Here is a 16,775-nt window from a genome sequence, read left to right as displayed (position 1 = left end):
AAGGCAGGAGATCCCTGCCTTTTCGTTTCGTCGTGTCTACAGCAAGCTTGTTACTTTTCAGGAATTGAAAGCAACACTAACAACGCACCATCACCACCAAATTCTAGTGGCGCTTGGTGAAAAGCCATAACGTCAGGATGCTGTGCTAACCAAAGTGGGGCTTTCTGTTTCAGGATGTGTTTCCCAATACCATGTTGCACACACGCACAATGAATCTCGTTTTTGATGCAATAGGCTATCATCGCACCAAGCTCGCGTTTTGCTTCTTGCTGTGTCATGCCGTGCATATCGAGGAACACGTCCGGTACATACACGCCACGACGTAGACGTTTGACTTCATAAGTGGAGACGTCGTCACGTGCATAACGAGTTGGACCTTCATCGTTTAATAGAGGGACAAACTCGTCTGAAAAGTAAAATTCAGAGTCACTCGCTTCACGGTTGGAGCGCTTGATTTCTTTTTGCTTAGTATTTTTTTTTGGTTGCTGGATTATGGTATCCTGTCGCAACTTTTTTACGCCCTGTACTGCTTCCTGAAACAAGGCGAAATCGTCATCGTTCTCGGTGTCTTTTTTGCTCATTAGGTAAACAATTTCATTAATAAACTTTATTGGCAGTATTGTAGCGCTTTTCGGAGGCAATTTTGGATAAGATTTTTGTAGAAGAAGCGGTATCGGAACTGCATACCCTTCAAGATATGATTCGTTGGACGGTAAGCCGCTTTAATGCAGCGAACCTGTTTTACGGTCATGGTACTGATAATGCGTGGGATGAAGCTGTTCAGCTTATCCTGCCAACCTTATACTTGCCGATTGATGTGCCTCCGCACGTATTGAACTCTCGCCTAACGACAAGCGAGCGTCTGCGTATTGTTGAGCGCGTAGTAAAACGCATCAACGAGCGTACGCCAACAGCATACCTAACAAACAAAGCATGGTTCTGCGGTCTTGAGTTCTTCGTCGATGAGCGTGTACTTGTGCCACGTTCTCCTATCGGCGAATTGATTCAAGCGGAATTCCAACCTTGGTTGGTGGAAGAACCTACGCGCATCATGGACCTATGTACGGGTTCTGGTTGTATCGCGATTGCTTGTGCGCACGCTTTCCCTGAAGCAGAAGTGGATGCGATCGACATCTCTACAGATGCTCTACAAGTGGCTGAGCAAAACGTACAAGATCACGGTATGGAGCAGCAAGTGTTCCCAATTCGCTCTGATTTGTTCCGTGATCTTCCAAAAGAGAAATACAATCTAATCGTGTCTAACCCACCATATGTGGATGAAGAAGACATGAACAGCCTGCCAGATGAGTTCACGCATGAGCCTGAGCTTGGTTTAGCTGCGGGTACGGATGGTCTAAAACTTGTGCGTCGTATTCTAGCTAACGCGCCAGATTATCTAACAGATAACGGCATTCTTATTTGTGAAGTCGGAAACTCAATGATTCATATGATGGAACAGTACCCAGAGATTCCATTTACTTGGATTGAGTTCGAGAACGGCGGTCATGGTGTATTTATGCTAACGCGTGACCAGCTGGTTGAGTGTGCAGAAGAGTTTAAACTGTACAAAGACTAATAGAGTCTTGCACTAAACATCAAAACACCGAGCTTTATGCTCGGTGTTTTTTTTATGCATACCTCGCCGATATTAACTCTTTACATCAAAACGTAATAAAGCCACTATGAATCCACGAAGAATTGGAAAGCAGCTATGCTCTGTTTTGAGAGAGCGTGGCGATAAAAACTTGAGGAAGTAATGGCAGGAAACAGTATCGGACAACATTTCCGAGTGACGACATTCGGGGAAAGTCACGGTATCGCACTGGGATGTATCGTAGACGGATGTCCTCCGGGGTTGGAAATTACAGAAGCAGATCTACAAATCGATCTCGACCGCCGTCGTCCAGGCACATCACGTTACACCACACAACGTCGTGAACCGGATGAAGTTAAAATTCTTTCTGGCGTTTTTGAAGGCAAAACCACGGGCACATCGATCGGTTTGCTAATTGAAAACACCGATCAGCGCTCAAAAGACTACTCTGACATCAAAGATAAGTTCAGACCGGGTCATGCTGATTACACTTACCACCAAAAATACGGCATCCGCGACTATCGCGGTGGCGGCCGTTCTTCAGCTCGTGAAACCGCAATGCGTGTGGCTGCTGGTGCAATCGCGAAGAAATACTTAAAAGATGAGTTTGGTGTTGAGATTCGTGCTTACTTGTCACAAATGGGTGATGTATCTATCGACAAGGTAGATTGGAACGAAATCGAGAACAATGCATTCTTCTGCCCTGATGCTGACAAAGTAGAAGCATTTGACCAACTTATCCGTGACCTGAAAAAAGAAGGCGACTCTATTGGCGCAAAAATCCAGGTTGTGGCAACTAACGTGCCTGTTGGTCTTGGGGAACCCGTATTTGACCGTTTGGATGCAGACATCGCGCACGCACTAATGAGCATCAACGCGGTGAAAGGCGTAGAAATCGGAGACGGTTTCGAGGTGGTAAACCAAAAAGGCAGTCAGCACCGTGATACGCTTGCTCCTGAAGGTTTTGGTAGTAATCATGCGGGTGGCATTCTTGGTGGTATCTCGACTGGTCAAGACATTGTCGCAAACATTGCGCTTAAGCCAACATCAAGTATCACTGTGCCGGGTGAGACCATCACAAAAGAAGGTGAACCAACTCAGTTGATCACCAAAGGTCGTCATGACCCATGTGTGGGTATTCGTGCTGTGCCTATCGCAGAAGCGATGCTGGCAATTGTGGTGATGGATCATTTACTACGCCACCGTGGTCAAAACCATGGCGTAACAACTGAAACACCGAAGATTTAAGAGCTTTGTGTCATTCTAGCGAGCTATAGCGAGACTAGGAATCTAATTTCAGCACGATGAAAAGAGAAAGAAACATCTCTGACAACAGAGTGCTCGGATAATAGATCCTGAATCATGCTCCTTCGTCGCTGTTCAGGATGACTGAATATAAAATTATGCCACTCACTGAATCGCGGGTGGCACAATTTTATCAGGCAACCTTTTTTGTTTAAGTAGTTTTTGCTTAATGAATCGAGCCTTCGGTTTCCAAATGGAAAGAAGGCAGACGCCACTTAAAGCGTACCGCAGCCATACGCAACATGTAACCAGTAACCAGTGTAATAATAGTGGCAGTGACTTCGGGAACATTGAATTCTAATAGCGCTAAGTACATTCCTGATGCGATAAGAGCGACAGAAGCGTAAAGCTCTTCATGCAGTACCAATGGTGTTTGGCGACAGATTAAGTCGCGAAGTAGCCCACCGAATACACCCGTTACTAACGCTGAAACCATACAAATACCAGGGTGCAAGCCCATGCCCATCGCAATTTTTGTTCCGATGATGCTGAATACGATTAGACCTAACGCATCAAGGCGAATGAACAGGCCTTTTAGCTTAATCACCCATTTCGCTAAACCTGTTGTTAGCACACCTGCAACACACGTAATTGCAAGGAACTCTGGGTTTTTTACCCAACCAAGAGGGTAGTGGCCTAATAGAATGTCACGTACGGTGCCACCACCAATGGCCGTTGCGCTGGCCACCAACATAACACCAAACCAGTCCATCTTTCTTCTACCAGCACTTAACGCACCTGTCATGGCTTCAGCCGTGATACCAATGATATACAACACACTTAGCAACATAGGGAAACACTCAACGTAAAAAGTCACTACGTTCTACGAGAATCAGCGTAGGCGAAGTAACAACACTTACAAACGGTTCTATCTCTCTTAAAAAGTGATTAAAACCAGCAACATGCTTGTAATCAAACGGCTTAAAAATAGCGGTTTGAACGGCATCAAAATAAGGCGAGAGTGTAGTGGTAAATAAGTACGCTGACGAATGAGAAATTGTATGGAGAAAGCGATGTTCAGATAAATTCAACTAATAACCAAAAATGTGGGGTTGCCTTTACCTCATAGCTAAAAACAGCGACAATATGCAGCGCATGTCAAACTGAAGTACAAACTCGACGATGACCCACGAATACCAAGACTTAATCACCATTTTTAATGACACCTTTTTAGAACAATTTAATACGAAATTAGAGTTAGGTGGTGATGAGCCTATTTATCTTCCTGCTGATGATGAACACCCTCATCATCGGATTATTTTTGCTCGGGGTTTTTACGCCTCTGCTTTACACGAGATCTCGCATTGGTGTGTGGCTGGTCCAGAGCGTCGTTTGCTGGAAGATTTTGGTTATTGGTATGAACCCGATGGGCGAACAGCAGAAGTTCAAGCGGAGTTTGAGAAAGTTGAAGTGCGACCTCAAGCTTATGAATGGATTCTGGCACAAAGCGCTGGCTTCCCTTTTACGGTGAGTTGTGACAATCTACACGGCGATTTTGAACCAGATAGGCTCGGCTTTATGAAAAAAGTGCATAAAGAAGTGCTAGGTATTTTGGACGTTGGCTTGCCTTTGCGAGTGAAAATGCTTTCTGATGCCCTGCGCGCATTTTATCAAACTAAGCCACTGGAAGCGTCGGACTTTTGCGTTAAATAACCACTAATAACCTCAGAGATACACCATGATTATTGAATTTGAAGAAAAACTACTGGAACTGATTGATGCTCGAATTGAAACAGCATCTGACGATGAATTGTTTGCTGGTGGTTATTTACGTGGTCACATCTCTTTATCCGCGGCGTCTTGTGAAGAAGAAGGGATTAGCGATATTACTGAGCTGAAGTCACGCATTGAGAGCAGCTTAGAAAATGCGCGTACCGAGTTAAGCCCGGCCGATCGCGTGATTGTCAGTGATTTGTGGCAGGAGCTCCAGGCTCAGGCTTAGTCCCTAAGCAGCGTTCTCCCTTTATTTAATCCTAGTCATTTACTACTTCGAAAAATTCGAACCTCTCCATAAAATTTTTGTGGTTGTAGCGAAACTGTTCAACTTTTATTCTGATCAGCATAAAACGTGAACAAAGGATTACAACCATGAAAATTGTCGCATTTGGTGCATCTACCAGCTCTACCTCAATCAACAAACTACTTGCTACATACGCAGCAAATCAAGTCGAAGGCGCTCAAGTGAATGTTCTAGACTTAAACGATTATCAAGCGCCAATGTTTAGCGAGGACAAAGAGAAAGAAATAGGTCAAGCTGAAGGGGCTGTCGCGTTTTTACGTGACTTGGCGGAGGCTGACGCTCTCGTTGTTTCCTTCGCAGAGCACAACGGTTCGTACCCAGCGGCCTATAAAAACTTGTTCGATTGGGCGACGCGCATTGAGCGTAATGTATTTCAAAACAAGCCTGTCGTTTATTTAGCAACTTCCCCAGGTCCCGGTGGTGCGCAAAGTGTTCTTGCGGCGGCGACAGGTTCTGCACAATTTTTTGGCGCGGATGTAAAGGCATCGTTATCTGTGCCGAGCTTCTACGAAAATTTTGACGTGGAATCGGGTAAGGTTGTAAACCCAGAAGTGGCAGAGCAAGTGAAACAGGCAGTTGCACTGCTGAAGTAATCTCAGTACGAGCAACTTAGTGAGTTAGCGATTCCCGACACGTATCTGTGTCGGGAACTAAAACGAGAGAATACTCTTACAGCTCGGTAATGGCTTTGCCTTTTCTTAGTTTACGAACCCACATTCGACTTGGGTGAAGTTCGGTCAATACATCAACAGGTAATGGCAGCGGGTCCCCACAGATCTGGGAGGCCAACACTTCAGCTAATAATGGTGCAGAGCTCAGTCCACGAGATCCTAAACCTAAGAAGCAGAATAGGTTAGGGTACTGATGAATGGTTTCTACCTCTTCTGCTTTGTGATTTTGTAAGTTGGCGTATTGCGTTTTGATCGTCTCAAAGTCGCCCACATTTCCGACAAATGGTAAGTGATCTCGGCTAACGCAACGAATACCTTGGCGAGATTGATTACCAGTGATATCTACCTCTTTTGCCCATGTTTGATTCGGTACACATTTCACTAGCTTTTCCGCATTATCTTTTTGGGCGTTTTCATCAAATTCGTAGTCAAGGTGACTGCGGTCGTAGCTTGCACCGATACACAAGTGTTGATTACTTGGGTTAACAGGTGTCATGTAACCGTCGTAACACAACACCGTTTTCAGCTGACTCAGCGTTTCGGTTGCTGGCGCATGACTGACTTGTCCTTTCACTTGCCCCATTGGGAGGGAAGCGGTTTGACTCAATGCCTGGAACTCATGGCCGTTCGCAATCACAACCGTTGAGTGCTCAAATGTTTGACCACTCGCCGTTAGTAGCCAGAGCTGACGCTTTTCATCCCAATCTAATGCCTCAACAAGATGTTCAAACTTCGTTGAGAGTAACGACGTCTTCTCCAATTGTTTAATTAACCCACGCGTTAACTCGGCAGGGCACAGCCACCCTCCCATTGGGTAGTGCACAGACGCCATATCAATAGGTAACCCGATAGTGTTCGCAGTTTCCTCGGCGGACAGCTTTTGAATGAGCTCTGGAGTGAAGTTACCCGCAAGTATTTTCTCCAGTTTGTCTGTGGATTTGTCATCCCACATCAACTGAGTTACGCCACACCATCCATGATCAAAATCGATCTCTTGTGCTGCTTGTTCAACAAACTGACGTGCGAACAAAAATGCAGGAGCAAACACTCGTGAAACACCCGTGTGCGGGCCATTAAGCAGTGGATAAACGGCTCCTTGTCGATTGCCTGAAGCTCCTTTGGCTGGTTGTTTGTCTTTACAGTAAAGGGTGACGTTTTGGCCACGACGAACTAACGTTTTCGCTAACGCCGCGCTGGCTATACCACCACCAATGATGGCAATCGAATCAAGATTGCTAGATGCTGAGCGATTGAACCAAGGGAGATGGTTCGACTGCTTTTCACGTTGCTCCATAGAGCCGGCGATCATTTCTCGCTTAGTGCCGAAACCTTTCACCTTTTTCATTGTAAAGCCAGCTTCGTTCAAACCACGACGTACAAAGCCTGCTGCGGTAAACGTGGCAACTGTACAATCTTGCTTGGCTAGCTTTGCCATGTTGTTGAACAGGCCTTGGTTCCACATTTCTGGGTTTTTGCTTGGCGCGAATCCATCTAAGAACCAAGTATCAATCAAACCTTGTTCGTTGTATGGAACTTGCGGCATGCAGTCTTTAATGTCACCAAACCAAAGGTCGAGTGTGATTGCGCCGTCTTCTAAAACAATGCGATGACACTCCGGCACAGCGGCAGGGTAGTGCTTTTGTAACTTTTCCGCGTACTCAGCTAGCTCAGGCCAAGCTTCATGCGCCTTCTTTAAATCGGCTTTGCTTAATGGGTATTTTTCAAAGCTAATAAAATGCAGCTCTTTCAATGTTGCGTCCGGATGCTGACGACGAAACTCACTAAACCACTGGCATACTGCTAAGAAGTTTAATCCCGTGCCAAATCCTGTTTCACCAATGACAAAACGTCTTTGGTCAAATTCCTGCCATCTTTCTGGGAGATGATTTTGTTTTAAGAAAACGTAGCGTGTCTCTTCAAGACCGTTTACGTTAGAGAAGTAAACATCATCAAATTGGTCTGAAACCGGAGTACCAGCTTCGTTCCAACCAAGTTCTGCGTTTTTTATTGAAGTCATAATGGTGCAAATTTGTGATTTGGCGCGGTAAGAATGGGGCGATTGTACGAATTTATGGGAAAGCTGACCACTTTTGTTGACTATCTTAGTTATCATCTAGCGGATTTTTGAATTATAGGAATGTCATAATGAAACGAGTCGTAATCACCGGTATGGGTATTGTTTCAAGTATCGGTAACAACGTCGAAGAAGTTCTAGCGTCTCTTAAAGCGGGCAAATCTGGCATCACTGCATCTGAGCAGTTCAAAGAACACGGTCTTCGTTCGCAAGTATGGGGTGACCTAAAAATCAACCCGGCGGAACACATCGACCGTAAGCAGATGCGCTTTATGGGTGATGCGGCTGCTTATGCATACCTATCAATGGAGCAGGCAATCGCAGACGCTGGTCTTACAGAAGAGCAGGTTTCAAACGACCGTACCGGTATCGTTGCAGGTTCTGGCGGTGCTTCTGCATACAACCAAACGGTAGCGACAGACACGATGCGCGCCAAAGGCGTAAAGCGAGTTGGTCCTTACATGGTTCCTCGTACTATGTCTTCTACTGTTTCTGCTTGTCTTGCTACGCCATTTAAGATTCGTGGCGTGAACTACTCAATGAGCTCTGCATGTGCAACATCTGCACACTGTATCGGCCATGCTATGGAGCTTATTCAACTAGGCAAACAAGATATTGTTTTTGCTGGTGGCGGCGAAGAGCTAGATTGGTCTCAAACTATGATGTTTGATGCGATGGGCGCACTGTCAACCAAATACAATGACACGCCAGACAAAGCATCTCGTACATACGATGCAGACCGTGACGGTTTTGTTATCTCGGGCGGCGGCGGCATGCTGGTTATTGAAGAACTAGAGCACGCACTGGCACGTGGTGCGAAAATCTACGGTGAAATCGTAGGTTACGGTGCGACATCAGATGGCTACGACATGGTAGCGCCATCAGGTGAAGGCGCAATTCGTTGTATGAAGATGGCGATGCAAGACGTTGATGGTGTGGATTACATCAACACGCACGGCACATCGACACCAGTTGGTGACGTGAAAGAGCTTGGTGCTATCCAACAATTGTTTGGTGAGAACAGCCCTGCAATCTCTGCAACAAAAGCAATGACTGGCCACGCACTCGGCGCAGCGGGCGTGCACGAAGCGATTTACTCAACACTTATGCTAGACAAAAACTTCATTGCTCCAAGCATCAATATTTCAAACTTGGACGAAGCAGCACAAGGTCTGGACATCGTGACAGAAGCACGTGATGCAGAGCTAACGACCGTAATGTCAAACAGCTTTGGCTTTGGCGGCACAAACGCAACTTTGGTTATTAAAAAGTACCAAGGTTAACTGAATTTGTTGGCGCCTTGCGAGAGTACTGTAAACGCCAACAATCCAGTTTCCAGAGCTTGATCAGTCACACTGATCGAACAGACGCAGACTCTATCCCATGGAGAGCGGGATAGGATCCTTTTGTTCTGGAACTTTGCCCGGCTATTTAGCCGGGCTTTTTCTTTTCTCTGTTTCTGCTTTTCTCTAGGCTTCCCGTCAATCGATTCTATAGGAGTTACCTCCTTGAGGTTTATTGGTGTTATATCTTGAGATTTTTCGGGAAAAGGGCACAATCGCTTTAGTTTCGCATCTTGCGAATAAACGAACTCATACAAATGGATGTTAGAACGCTGGCGCTATGAAAATTATTGTTGATGAAAATATGCCGTATGCTGAAGAACTATTCAGCCAACTCGGTAACGTAATTCTAAAACCAGGTCGTACACTGACCGCCGATGATTTAGTGGATGTTGATGCCCTAATGATTCGCTCAGTCACCAAAGTGAATGCTGACCTGATCAGCAAAGCAAACAAGCTGAAGTTTGTTGGTACGGCCACGGCAGGCATGGATCATGTTGACCAAGCACTCTTAAAAGAGAAAGGCATTTTCTTCACTGCGGCGCCAGGGTGTAACAAAGTGGGTGTGGCGGAATACGCGTTCAGCGTGATGATGGTGCTCGCTCAGCAACAAGGTTTCTCGGTATTTGACAAGACGGTAGGTATTATTGGTGCAGGCCAAGTAGGTAGCTACCTAGAGAAATGTTTGAAAGGCATGGGTATTAAAGTTCTGATCAATGACCCATTCAAACAAGAGGTTGGTGATCCTCGTAGCTTTACTCCATTGACAGAACTGATTGAAAGCTCAGACATCATTACACTACATACGCCAATCACCAAAGATGGCCCATACCCAACGCATCATTTGATTGATGAGAAGGTATTAAATGGTCTCCGCAGCGATCAAATTTTGATTAATGCGGCTCGAGGTCCCATCGTTGACAACGCTGCTTTGAAGCAACGTCTTTTGAAAAACGATGGCTTTACAGCGGCACTTGACGTATTTGAATTTGAACCAGAGGTTGATATGGAGCTTCTGCCTCTGCTAGCATTCGCAACCCCTCACGTTGCAGGCTATGGTCTGGAAGGGAAAGCTCGCGGTACGACGATGATTTTCAACAGCTATTGTGAGTTCTTAAATAACGAATTACGTGCGCATGCCAGTGATTTACTGCCAACCGCGCCTGTTCCTACTATGGTATTGGACAGAGCTTGGGACGAAGCAACACTGCATAACATCACGCAGTTAATCTATGATGTGCGTAGAGATGACGCTCTTTTCCGCCGCGAAATCAGTAAGCCAGGCGCTTTTGACCTGATGCGTAAAAACTACTGGGATCGCCGTGAATACAGCGCTGTCACGCTAGTGGGTAACAAAACATGTAACCTTGCTCCATTAGCAGAACTAGGTTTTCAGATTGAGGTAAGTCAATGAGCCAGCAATATAATGTTGCCATTTTAGGTGCGACCGGTGCGGTCGGTGAAACAATTTTGGATGTGCTTCAAGAGCGCAAATTCCCAGTAGGCGAAATCTTCCTACTCGCGAGTGAGCGCAGCGAAGGCAAGACTTACCGCTTCAATGGTAAAACGGTACGCGTTCAAAACGTAGAAGAGTTCGATTGGTCTCAAGCGCATATCGCACTGTTTTCTGCTGGTGGTGAGCTATCAGCCAAGTGGGCTCCAATTGCCGCTGATGAAGGCGTGATTGTTATCGACAATACATCACACTTCCGTTACGAGTACGACATTCCTCTTGTTGTGCCAGAAGTAAACCCAGAAGCGATTGCAGAGTTTCGTAACCGTAACATTATCGCGAACCCGAACTGTTCAACCATCCAAATGCTGGTGGCACTAAAACCAATTCACGATGCGGTGGGCATTGAGCGTATTAACGTATCAACTTACCAATCGGTGTCTGGTGCAGGCAAAGCGGGTATCGATGAGCTAGCAGGTCAAACGGCGAAGCTGCTAAACGGTCTGCCTGCAGACAAGAAGCAATTCTCTCAACAGATCGCGTTTAACTGCATTCCACAAATCGATCAGATGATGGAAAACGGCTACACCAAAGAAGAAATGAAAATGGTGTGGGAAACACAGAAGATCTTTAACGATCCATCAATCACAGTCAATCCAACGTGTGTACGTGTTCCTGTATTCTACGGTCACGCAGAAGCACTTCACATTGAGACTCGTTCACCTATCGATGCACAAGAAGTCGTTAACTTGCTTGAACAAACTGACGGTATCGAAGTGTTCCACGGTGAAGACTTCCCTACACAAGTTCGCGATGCGGGCGGTAAAGACCATGTAATGGTTGGCCGTATCCGTAACGATATCAGTCATCATAGTGGCGTAAATCTGTGGGTTGTTGCTGATAACGTGCGTAAAGGCGCGGCAACTAACGCGGTGCAAATCGCAGAAGTTCTGATCCGCGATTACTACTAAGTCGTTTACAATTCGTTTCAAAGCCTCGCACAGTGCGAGGCTTTTTTGTACGAACGAAACAAAATAGTGTGAGATTAGTACGAATATGGCGAGAGCCACACATTTTTTATTCTCAACGCTATAGTTTTGCATGCGATATCCGATATATTTAACCGATCACCATTTCAAATTGTATTTAGCACAAAACTGAGCCTTCTATGCGTCAAAATTATAAGCGTTTGTTAGCAGCCCTTGTGTTGATGAGCGCGACTCAGACATCATCAGTGGTTCAAGCCGAAGGAATTCGTCTTGTTGGACCGTCTGGTGAAGTGCAATCATCTCCGAGCTATGCTGAAGATATTGAGCGAGCATTACCTGCTCCTCCTGCGAATACTCAACCGTCACGTTTCTTTGGTCCGACTGGTGAAAATCAAACACTATGGTCGATCGCTTCAGAATTACGACCTTCACGCGGTGTTACCGTTCAACAAACGCTTCTTGCCATTTACCGAATTAACCCTCAAGCGTTTGAGAACCAAAACATTCATGAATTGATCCCAGGGAGTCGGCTACGAGTACCTTCTCTAGAGCAAGTGCAAAGCGCGACCACAGCGCAAGCTGTTGCGATTATGAAGGCGCATGAAGCTAAGTTAAAACAGCCGAAGCCGACAAATAGAGCGACGCCAGCACAACGAGTCACCGAGCAACCAAAGCCACAAATTAAAGTAGAACCCAAGCCTGCGACTAAGCCAGAGACAGTGGCAGCAACGGAGCCAAAACCAACTCCGAAAACAATACCCGTCATCCCTGCGCCACCAGTAACCACCTCTCCGCAGGGTGAAAAGCAGGTCAGTGCGCTAAAGGACAAACTTCAAGGCTCACAAAGTGAATTAGACTCATTAGAAGAGAAGAACCATCGTCTTCGATTGATGCTGTCAGAAGTGCAAAGCGAAGTCGAAACTTTGAAAAGCGAGTTGAATGACGAAGAACGCATTCGCTCAGAAGTCGAGAAGCTGCTTGCTGAAGAGCGCCAACGCCTTGCTGAACAACAGCGCATGCAACCAAGCACCATGGACAAAATTTTGTCTAATGGTTGGCTCGTTGGTCTTGCGGCATTAATTCCTGGTGCTTTGATTGCGTTGCTAGTTGTTATGCTTCTTGGCCGACGCTCTAAAGCGAAAGAGGAAGAAGCGGCTGCGCAGGAACAGCAAAACGTTGATCCTCTTGCGGCGCCAATCGGTTTAGCGGCGGCGGATGAGCTGGATGAAGAGCTCACGCTTGATGATGAATTGTTTGCAGATGAAGATATCAACGCACAGTCTTTACAAGAAGAGAAGTCAGATTTAGAAGAAGACGTCTTTGCTAACCTCGAGGATGAAGAACTTGATTTCAATCTGGAAGGGGACGATGACCCATTTGCAGATATTGGCGATGACGGTGACCTAGATGTTGGTCTGGATGAGTTTGAGTCATCGAACAATGGTATCCAAGTCAACGGCGAAGAAAAGGCGCTTGGTTTAGAAGAAATGGAGCGAGCCTTAGATGAGGTTGCTCCAGAACTAGAAGTGCTCGATGACGATGAGTCTGGCTTCGATCTTTCGGATGATGCGAATGAGAAATCAGACTCGCTTTCAGACGACGCATTTGCCGAGTTACTTGCAGCCGATGAGCCGTCAGAAGAGTTACCAAGTGACACTGTCGACCAGGATATGCTTGATGACTTGTTTGCTGAACTTGGCAACGATGACTTCGATTTAGATACTGATGAGCCTGAGTTAAAACAGCCCGTTTCGGATGATGACTTTAGTGTAGGAGAGGCATCTGACGACGATATCGATAAGCTATTGGCCCAGTATGAACAACCGGCTAGTGAATCGGAAGTTCGAGAAGCTGACGCCAATGAAGGTCCTGTTCTAGATGAAAACAGTACAGAGCTACTCGATGAACTCATTGATTTTGATGAAGATGACACAGACGAGTTTGATCCACTAAACGAGCTAGAAGCAATCTCTGGTTTTGAAGGTGATGACTCGATCGAAGAGTTAGACGCAGATAGCACAGACTTACTGGACGAACTCATTGATGATGTTACCTCTGAACTTGATGAAGAGACTGAAGCTGATTTAGATCCGTTTGATGATCTGATTCGAGAGGACGAGAGCCCAGAGCAGAATAAATCGGAAGAGGAAGAGTTACTGAAATCACTTGGTTTTGGTGAGCCAGACGCCGACGAAAAGCCATCTCCCGTAGTTGGGTCAGAACAAACTCATGAAGATCAGGACATTGAGTCTGGGTTGGACATCGACGCTTTATTAAGTGAAAGCCAGCCAGACACGCAACAAGCTGTAGAAGATCAACCATTAACCGAGCCAGAGGCTGCCTCAGAGCCATTTAGCAGCGATGAATTTCTTGGTGATTTAGAGGACCTCTCACCAGAGAATGATCCTTTAATGAGCGAGCTAGACGACCTATTTGAGTCAGACAGTGAAGAACTTCTGCCAACAGAACAAGAAAAAGCGGATTTTTCTGCTGAACTTGACGCTCTATTTGATAGTGAAGACGATTTACCGCAGCAAGTTGAAAAAACACAAACGGAGATAGAGGAAGCTTCATCACTACAACAAGAGGCTACCGATACTGATTCAACACAAGAACCATCCGTGGAGTCCGATGCTGAGGTACAGCCTCACGTTGAGCAAGAGGAAGACATTCCAGCCTTCACGCCGACACCAAATACAATAGAAAATGAATTCGGTGTTCCACAAGAAGAAGATTGGCTACTGGATGAGCCTGAATTGGAGCCGGAAACTGAGTCGACCAACGATTCAGAAGAAGAATTCAATTTTGATGAGCTAGATTTGCCAGAATTCAGTGAAGAAGATGCTCTAGCATCTATGGCTGGCGAACCTGCGTTAGAAACGTCCGAGTCCGTTGAGTCAGAACAAGTTGAAGCAGGCTTACCAACTGAATCAGAAGATGAGTTCAATTTTGACGAGCTGGATCTTCCAGAATTCAGTGAAGAAGACGCATTGGCGTCTATGGCGGATGAGCCGGAGTTAGAAACGTCCGAGTCCGTTAAGCCAGAACAAGTTGAAGCCGACTTGTCAGCTGAGTCCGAAGAAGAGTTCAATTTTGATGAGCTCGATTTGCCAGAGTTCAGCGAAGAAGACGCATTGGTGTCTATGGCTGGCGAACCTGCGTTAGAAACGTCCGAGTCCGTTAAGCCAGAACAAGTTGAAGCCGACTTGCCAACTGAGTCCGAAGAAGAGTTCAATTTTGATGAGCTCGATTTGCCAGAGTTCAGTGAAGAAGATGCACTGGCGTCTATGGCTGGCGGACCTGCGTTAGAAACGTCCGAGTCCGTTGAGCCAGAACAGGTTGAAGCCGACTTGCCAGCTGAGTCCGAAGAAGAGTTCAATTTTGATGAGCTCGATTTGCCAGAGTTCAGCGAAGAAGATGCCTTGGCGTCGATGGAAGAAGAGCCAGAATTACCGAGCTCTGAGACTGCAGATATAGAACCAATCTCCGGTGAGGATGAAGAGTTAAGTTTTGACGACCAAGATCTTCCAGAGTTCAATGAGGAAGATGTTCTCGCGTCAATGAACGAGGGTGCGCCAGAGAGCCCTAAGGTTGAAGCAGAGACATCGAGACCAGCTATTCAAGCCGATAACGATCATGATGCTTTGTTTGAAGTATTTGCGCAGCAAAACGGCTTTGATACTGACCCAGAAGTGCAGTCAACAGCGACAGAGGGTGAGCCGCTCAGTAATTTGGATGATGAATCATCAATGGCTAACCTTCTTGCGGAAGACGCAAACTCAGAAGTATTTGAAGGTAAACTAGACAGTGACACCATCGCAAGTGCAGGTATGGATTTTGAAACCATGCTTGATGTTGGAGATGATTGGGATGGCTTTAAACCCGCTGCTGATAACGTAAGTTCTACTGAAGAAGTGCCTGAGGACCAGCGTGATGTTTGGAATTCGAGTGATGCACTAAGTCAGCCAGAGATCGCGCAAGAAAACTGGGCAGAGCAAAGCGACTTGGATGACTTCGACCCGAAGAAAAATCAATTTATGACGATTGATGAATTGATGGCTCAGGTCGACAGAGAAGGTGGTGAGTTCGAAGAAGAAGACCTTAAGCTCGATGTCGGATTGAACGAGTTTCCAGATGTTATCGGTGAGATCGGCGATATTGACGTAGATAGCAATGCTGAAGCGGCTGGGAAACTGGATTTGGCTAAAATCTATCTCGAGATGAACGATTCTCAAGGGGCGATTAAACTACTAGAAGAGGCGATTGTTTACGGTGAGGATGATATTCGCCGCGAAGCAAAAAGCCTGATTGACGCCATTAATGGCCGATAAACCGAAACAAAAGGGTAGCGTTTGCTACCCTTTTTGTGTCCCGTTAGTAGGATGCTACCTTTATGTCACCCTTGGTGAAACTGGCAACTTGAGGTGACTTGAGTATATACTTCCCGCCCCATTTTAGAGTTCGAAGGTTAAGATGAGAATCGCATTAGGTATCGAGTACAACGGTACAAACTACTTTGGTTGGCAGCGCCAAAGAGAAGTGAAAAGTGTCCAAGAAGAGCTAGAGAAAGCATTGTCCGTCGTCGCTAATCACCCAGTTGAAGTTCAGTGTGCTGGTCGGACAGACGCAGGCGTGCATGGCACGGGACAAGTTGTGCACTTTGATACCAACGTTACTCGAAAAATGGTAGCTTGGACCATGGGCGCAAACGCGAACATGCCGAGCGATATAGCGGTTCGTTGGGCTCAAGAAGTTTCAGATGATTTCCATGCAAGATTCTCAGCGACAGCGCGCCGTTATCGTTACATTATTTTCAATCATGCTTTACGTCCAGGCATCTTAAACTCGGGGGTTAGTCACTATCATGGTGAGCTCGACGAGAAAAAAATGCATGAAGCAGGGCAGTTCCTACTCGGCGAAAATGATTTTACGTCGTTTCGCGCGGCGCATTGTCAGTCTCGCAGTCCATTTCGAAACTTGATGCATCTGAACGTTACGCGCCATGGAAACTATGTGGTTATTGATATTAAAGCCAATGCGTTCGTGCATCATATGGTTCGTAATATCACGGGTAGCTTGATAAAAGTTGGACGTGGCGAAGAGAGTCCTGAATGGATCAAGTGGTTATTAGACGCCAAAGATCGCAAACTAGCGGGTGCGACAGCGAAAGCGGAAGGTCTGTACCTGGTAGATGTAGACTACCCAGAAGAGTTTGGGTTACCTGAAGTGCCGATCGGTCCACTGTTTTTACCAGATAATTTGAACTAATTTTACAAACTTATTTCAAAATATCGGTAGTGTTTACATTGAATGTGAACGGAAAACA

General features: G+C 46.0%; 13 protein-coding genes. 10 read left to right on the top strand and 3 right to left on the bottom strand.

Annotation, left to right across the window (positions count from 1 at the left end):
- Positions 1-50 precede the first annotated feature (50 nt).
- On the bottom strand, positions 51-581 hold the full coding sequence (gene smrB, locus H9L11_RS02135; protein ID WP_005380539.1) for an endonuclease SmrB: 531 nt from the start codon (positions 579-581) through the stop codon (positions 51-53).
- A gap of 62 nt (positions 582-643) precedes the next feature.
- Between smrB and prmB the strand changes: the two genes are divergently transcribed.
- Both prmB and aroC read left to right on the top strand, forming a co-directional pair.
- Entirely contained in the window at positions 644-1,576 is a 933-nt protein-coding gene (gene prmB, locus H9L11_RS02130; RefSeq protein ID WP_005380541.1) for a 50S ribosomal protein L3 N(5)-glutamine methyltransferase, read from the top strand.
- 180 nt (positions 1,577-1,756) lie between these two features.
- Entirely contained in the window at positions 1,757-2,842 is a 1,086-nt protein-coding gene (gene aroC / locus H9L11_RS02125) for a chorismate synthase (RefSeq protein ID WP_031780893.1), read from the top strand.
- Between the two features lie 223 nt (positions 2,843-3,065).
- Here the strand turns inward: aroC and H9L11_RS02120 are convergent, their stop codons facing one another.
- Positions 3,066-3,689: a trimeric intracellular cation channel family protein gene (locus H9L11_RS02120; RefSeq protein WP_065274738.1), complete on the bottom strand. Its 624-nt coding sequence runs from the start codon at positions 3,687-3,689 to the stop codon at positions 3,066-3,068.
- 332 nt (positions 3,690-4,021) lie between these two features.
- Between H9L11_RS02120 and H9L11_RS02115 the strand changes: the two genes are divergently transcribed.
- The 3 genes from H9L11_RS02115 to H9L11_RS02105 all read left to right on the top strand — a co-directional run bounded on the left by H9L11_RS02115 (position 4,022) and on the right by H9L11_RS02105 (position 5,512).
- A complete protein-coding gene (locus H9L11_RS02115; RefSeq protein ID WP_005380546.1) occupies positions 4,022-4,552 on the top strand; it encodes an elongation factor P hydroxylase in 531 nt (176 codons plus the stop codon).
- 25 nt (positions 4,553-4,577) lie between these two features.
- Positions 4,578-4,841: a YfcL family protein gene (locus H9L11_RS02110; protein ID WP_017635933.1), complete on the top strand. Its 264-nt coding sequence runs from the start codon at positions 4,578-4,580 to the stop codon at positions 4,839-4,841.
- 146 nt (positions 4,842-4,987) lie between these two features.
- On the top strand, positions 4,988-5,512 hold the full coding sequence (locus tag H9L11_RS02105; RefSeq protein ID WP_005380552.1) for an NADPH-dependent FMN reductase: 525 nt from the start codon (positions 4,988-4,990) through the stop codon (positions 5,510-5,512).
- Between the two features lie 76 nt (positions 5,513-5,588).
- Here the strand turns inward: H9L11_RS02105 and mnmC are convergent, their stop codons facing one another.
- Entirely contained in the window at positions 5,589-7,607 is a 2,019-nt protein-coding gene (gene mnmC / locus H9L11_RS02100; RefSeq protein WP_205390971.1) for a bifunctional tRNA (5-methylaminomethyl-2-thiouridine)(34)-methyltransferase MnmD/FAD-dependent 5-carboxymethylaminomethyl-2-thiouridine(34) oxidoreductase MnmC, read from the bottom strand.
- A 128-nt stretch (positions 7,608-7,735) separates the two neighbouring features.
- On the opposite strand from mnmC, the gene fabB reads away from it, so the two are divergent.
- The 5 genes from fabB (at position 7,736) to truA (ending at position 16,717) form a co-directional block, all read left to right on the top strand.
- Complete coding sequence (gene fabB / locus H9L11_RS02095) at positions 7,736-8,947, top strand: beta-ketoacyl-ACP synthase I (protein WP_005380557.1); 1,212 nt, start codon at positions 7,736-7,738, stop codon at positions 8,945-8,947.
- A gap of 340 nt (positions 8,948-9,287) precedes the next feature.
- Positions 9,288-10,421: a 4-phosphoerythronate dehydrogenase gene (locus H9L11_RS02090; RefSeq protein ID WP_054575360.1), complete on the top strand. Its 1,134-nt coding sequence runs from the start codon at positions 9,288-9,290 to the stop codon at positions 10,419-10,421.
- On the top strand, positions 10,418-11,431 hold the full coding sequence (locus H9L11_RS02085) for an aspartate-semialdehyde dehydrogenase (RefSeq protein ID WP_005380562.1): 1,014 nt from the start codon (positions 10,418-10,420) through the stop codon (positions 11,429-11,431). Before H9L11_RS02090 ends, H9L11_RS02085 begins: the two co-directional genes overlap by 4 nt.
- Positions 11,432-11,628: 197 nt before the next feature.
- A complete protein-coding gene (locus H9L11_RS02080) occupies positions 11,629-15,780 on the top strand; it encodes a FimV/HubP family polar landmark protein (RefSeq protein WP_205390970.1) in 4,152 nt (1,383 codons plus the stop codon).
- A 142-nt stretch (positions 15,781-15,922) separates the two neighbouring features.
- Entirely contained in the window at positions 15,923-16,717 is a 795-nt protein-coding gene (truA, locus tag H9L11_RS02075) for a tRNA pseudouridine(38-40) synthase TruA (RefSeq protein WP_033907367.1), read from the top strand.
- The last annotated feature ends 58 nt before the right edge of the window (positions 16,718-16,775 follow it).

It is taken from the genome of Vibrio sp. sp1 (assembly GCF_016920955.1).
Lineage (GTDB): Bacteria > Pseudomonadota > Gammaproteobacteria > Enterobacterales > Vibrionaceae > Vibrio > Vibrio alginolyticus.
Note: the sequence above shows the minus strand (reverse complement) of the source record. Positions and strands in the feature narration are given on the sequence as shown.

Bases quoted from the DNA above. Each gene is read 5' to 3' on its own strand.
- H9L11_RS02090 (WP_054575360.1), top strand. From the start codon at position 9,288: ATGAAAATTATTGTTGATGAAAATATGCCGTATGCTGAAGAACTATTC.
- aroC (WP_031780893.1), top strand. From the start codon at position 1,757: ATGGCAGGAAACAGTATCGGACAACATTTCCGAGTGACGACATTCGGG.
- truA (WP_033907367.1), top strand. From the start codon at position 15,923: ATGAGAATCGCATTAGGTATCGAGTACAACGGTACAAACTACTTTGGT.
- mnmC (WP_205390971.1), bottom strand. From the start codon at position 7,607: ATGACTTCAATAAAAAACGCAGAACTTGGTTGGAACGAAGCTGGTACT.
- fabB (WP_005380557.1), top strand. From the start codon at position 7,736: ATGAAACGAGTCGTAATCACCGGTATGGGTATTGTTTCAAGTATCGGT.
- smrB (WP_005380539.1), bottom strand. From the start codon at position 581: ATGAGCAAAAAAGACACCGAGAACGATGACGATTTCGCCTTGTTTCAG.
- H9L11_RS02080 (WP_205390970.1), top strand. From the start codon at position 11,629: ATGCGTCAAAATTATAAGCGTTTGTTAGCAGCCCTTGTGTTGATGAGC.
- H9L11_RS02110 (WP_017635933.1), top strand. From the start codon at position 4,578: ATGATTATTGAATTTGAAGAAAAACTACTGGAACTGATTGATGCTCGA.
- H9L11_RS02085 (WP_005380562.1), top strand. From the start codon at position 10,418: ATGAGCCAGCAATATAATGTTGCCATTTTAGGTGCGACCGGTGCGGTC.
- H9L11_RS02105 (WP_005380552.1), top strand. From the start codon at position 4,988: ATGAAAATTGTCGCATTTGGTGCATCTACCAGCTCTACCTCAATCAAC.
- H9L11_RS02115 (WP_005380546.1), top strand. From the start codon at position 4,022: ATGACCCACGAATACCAAGACTTAATCACCATTTTTAATGACACCTTT.
- H9L11_RS02120 (WP_065274738.1), bottom strand. From the start codon at position 3,689: ATGTTGCTAAGTGTGTTGTATATCATTGGTATCACGGCTGAAGCCATG.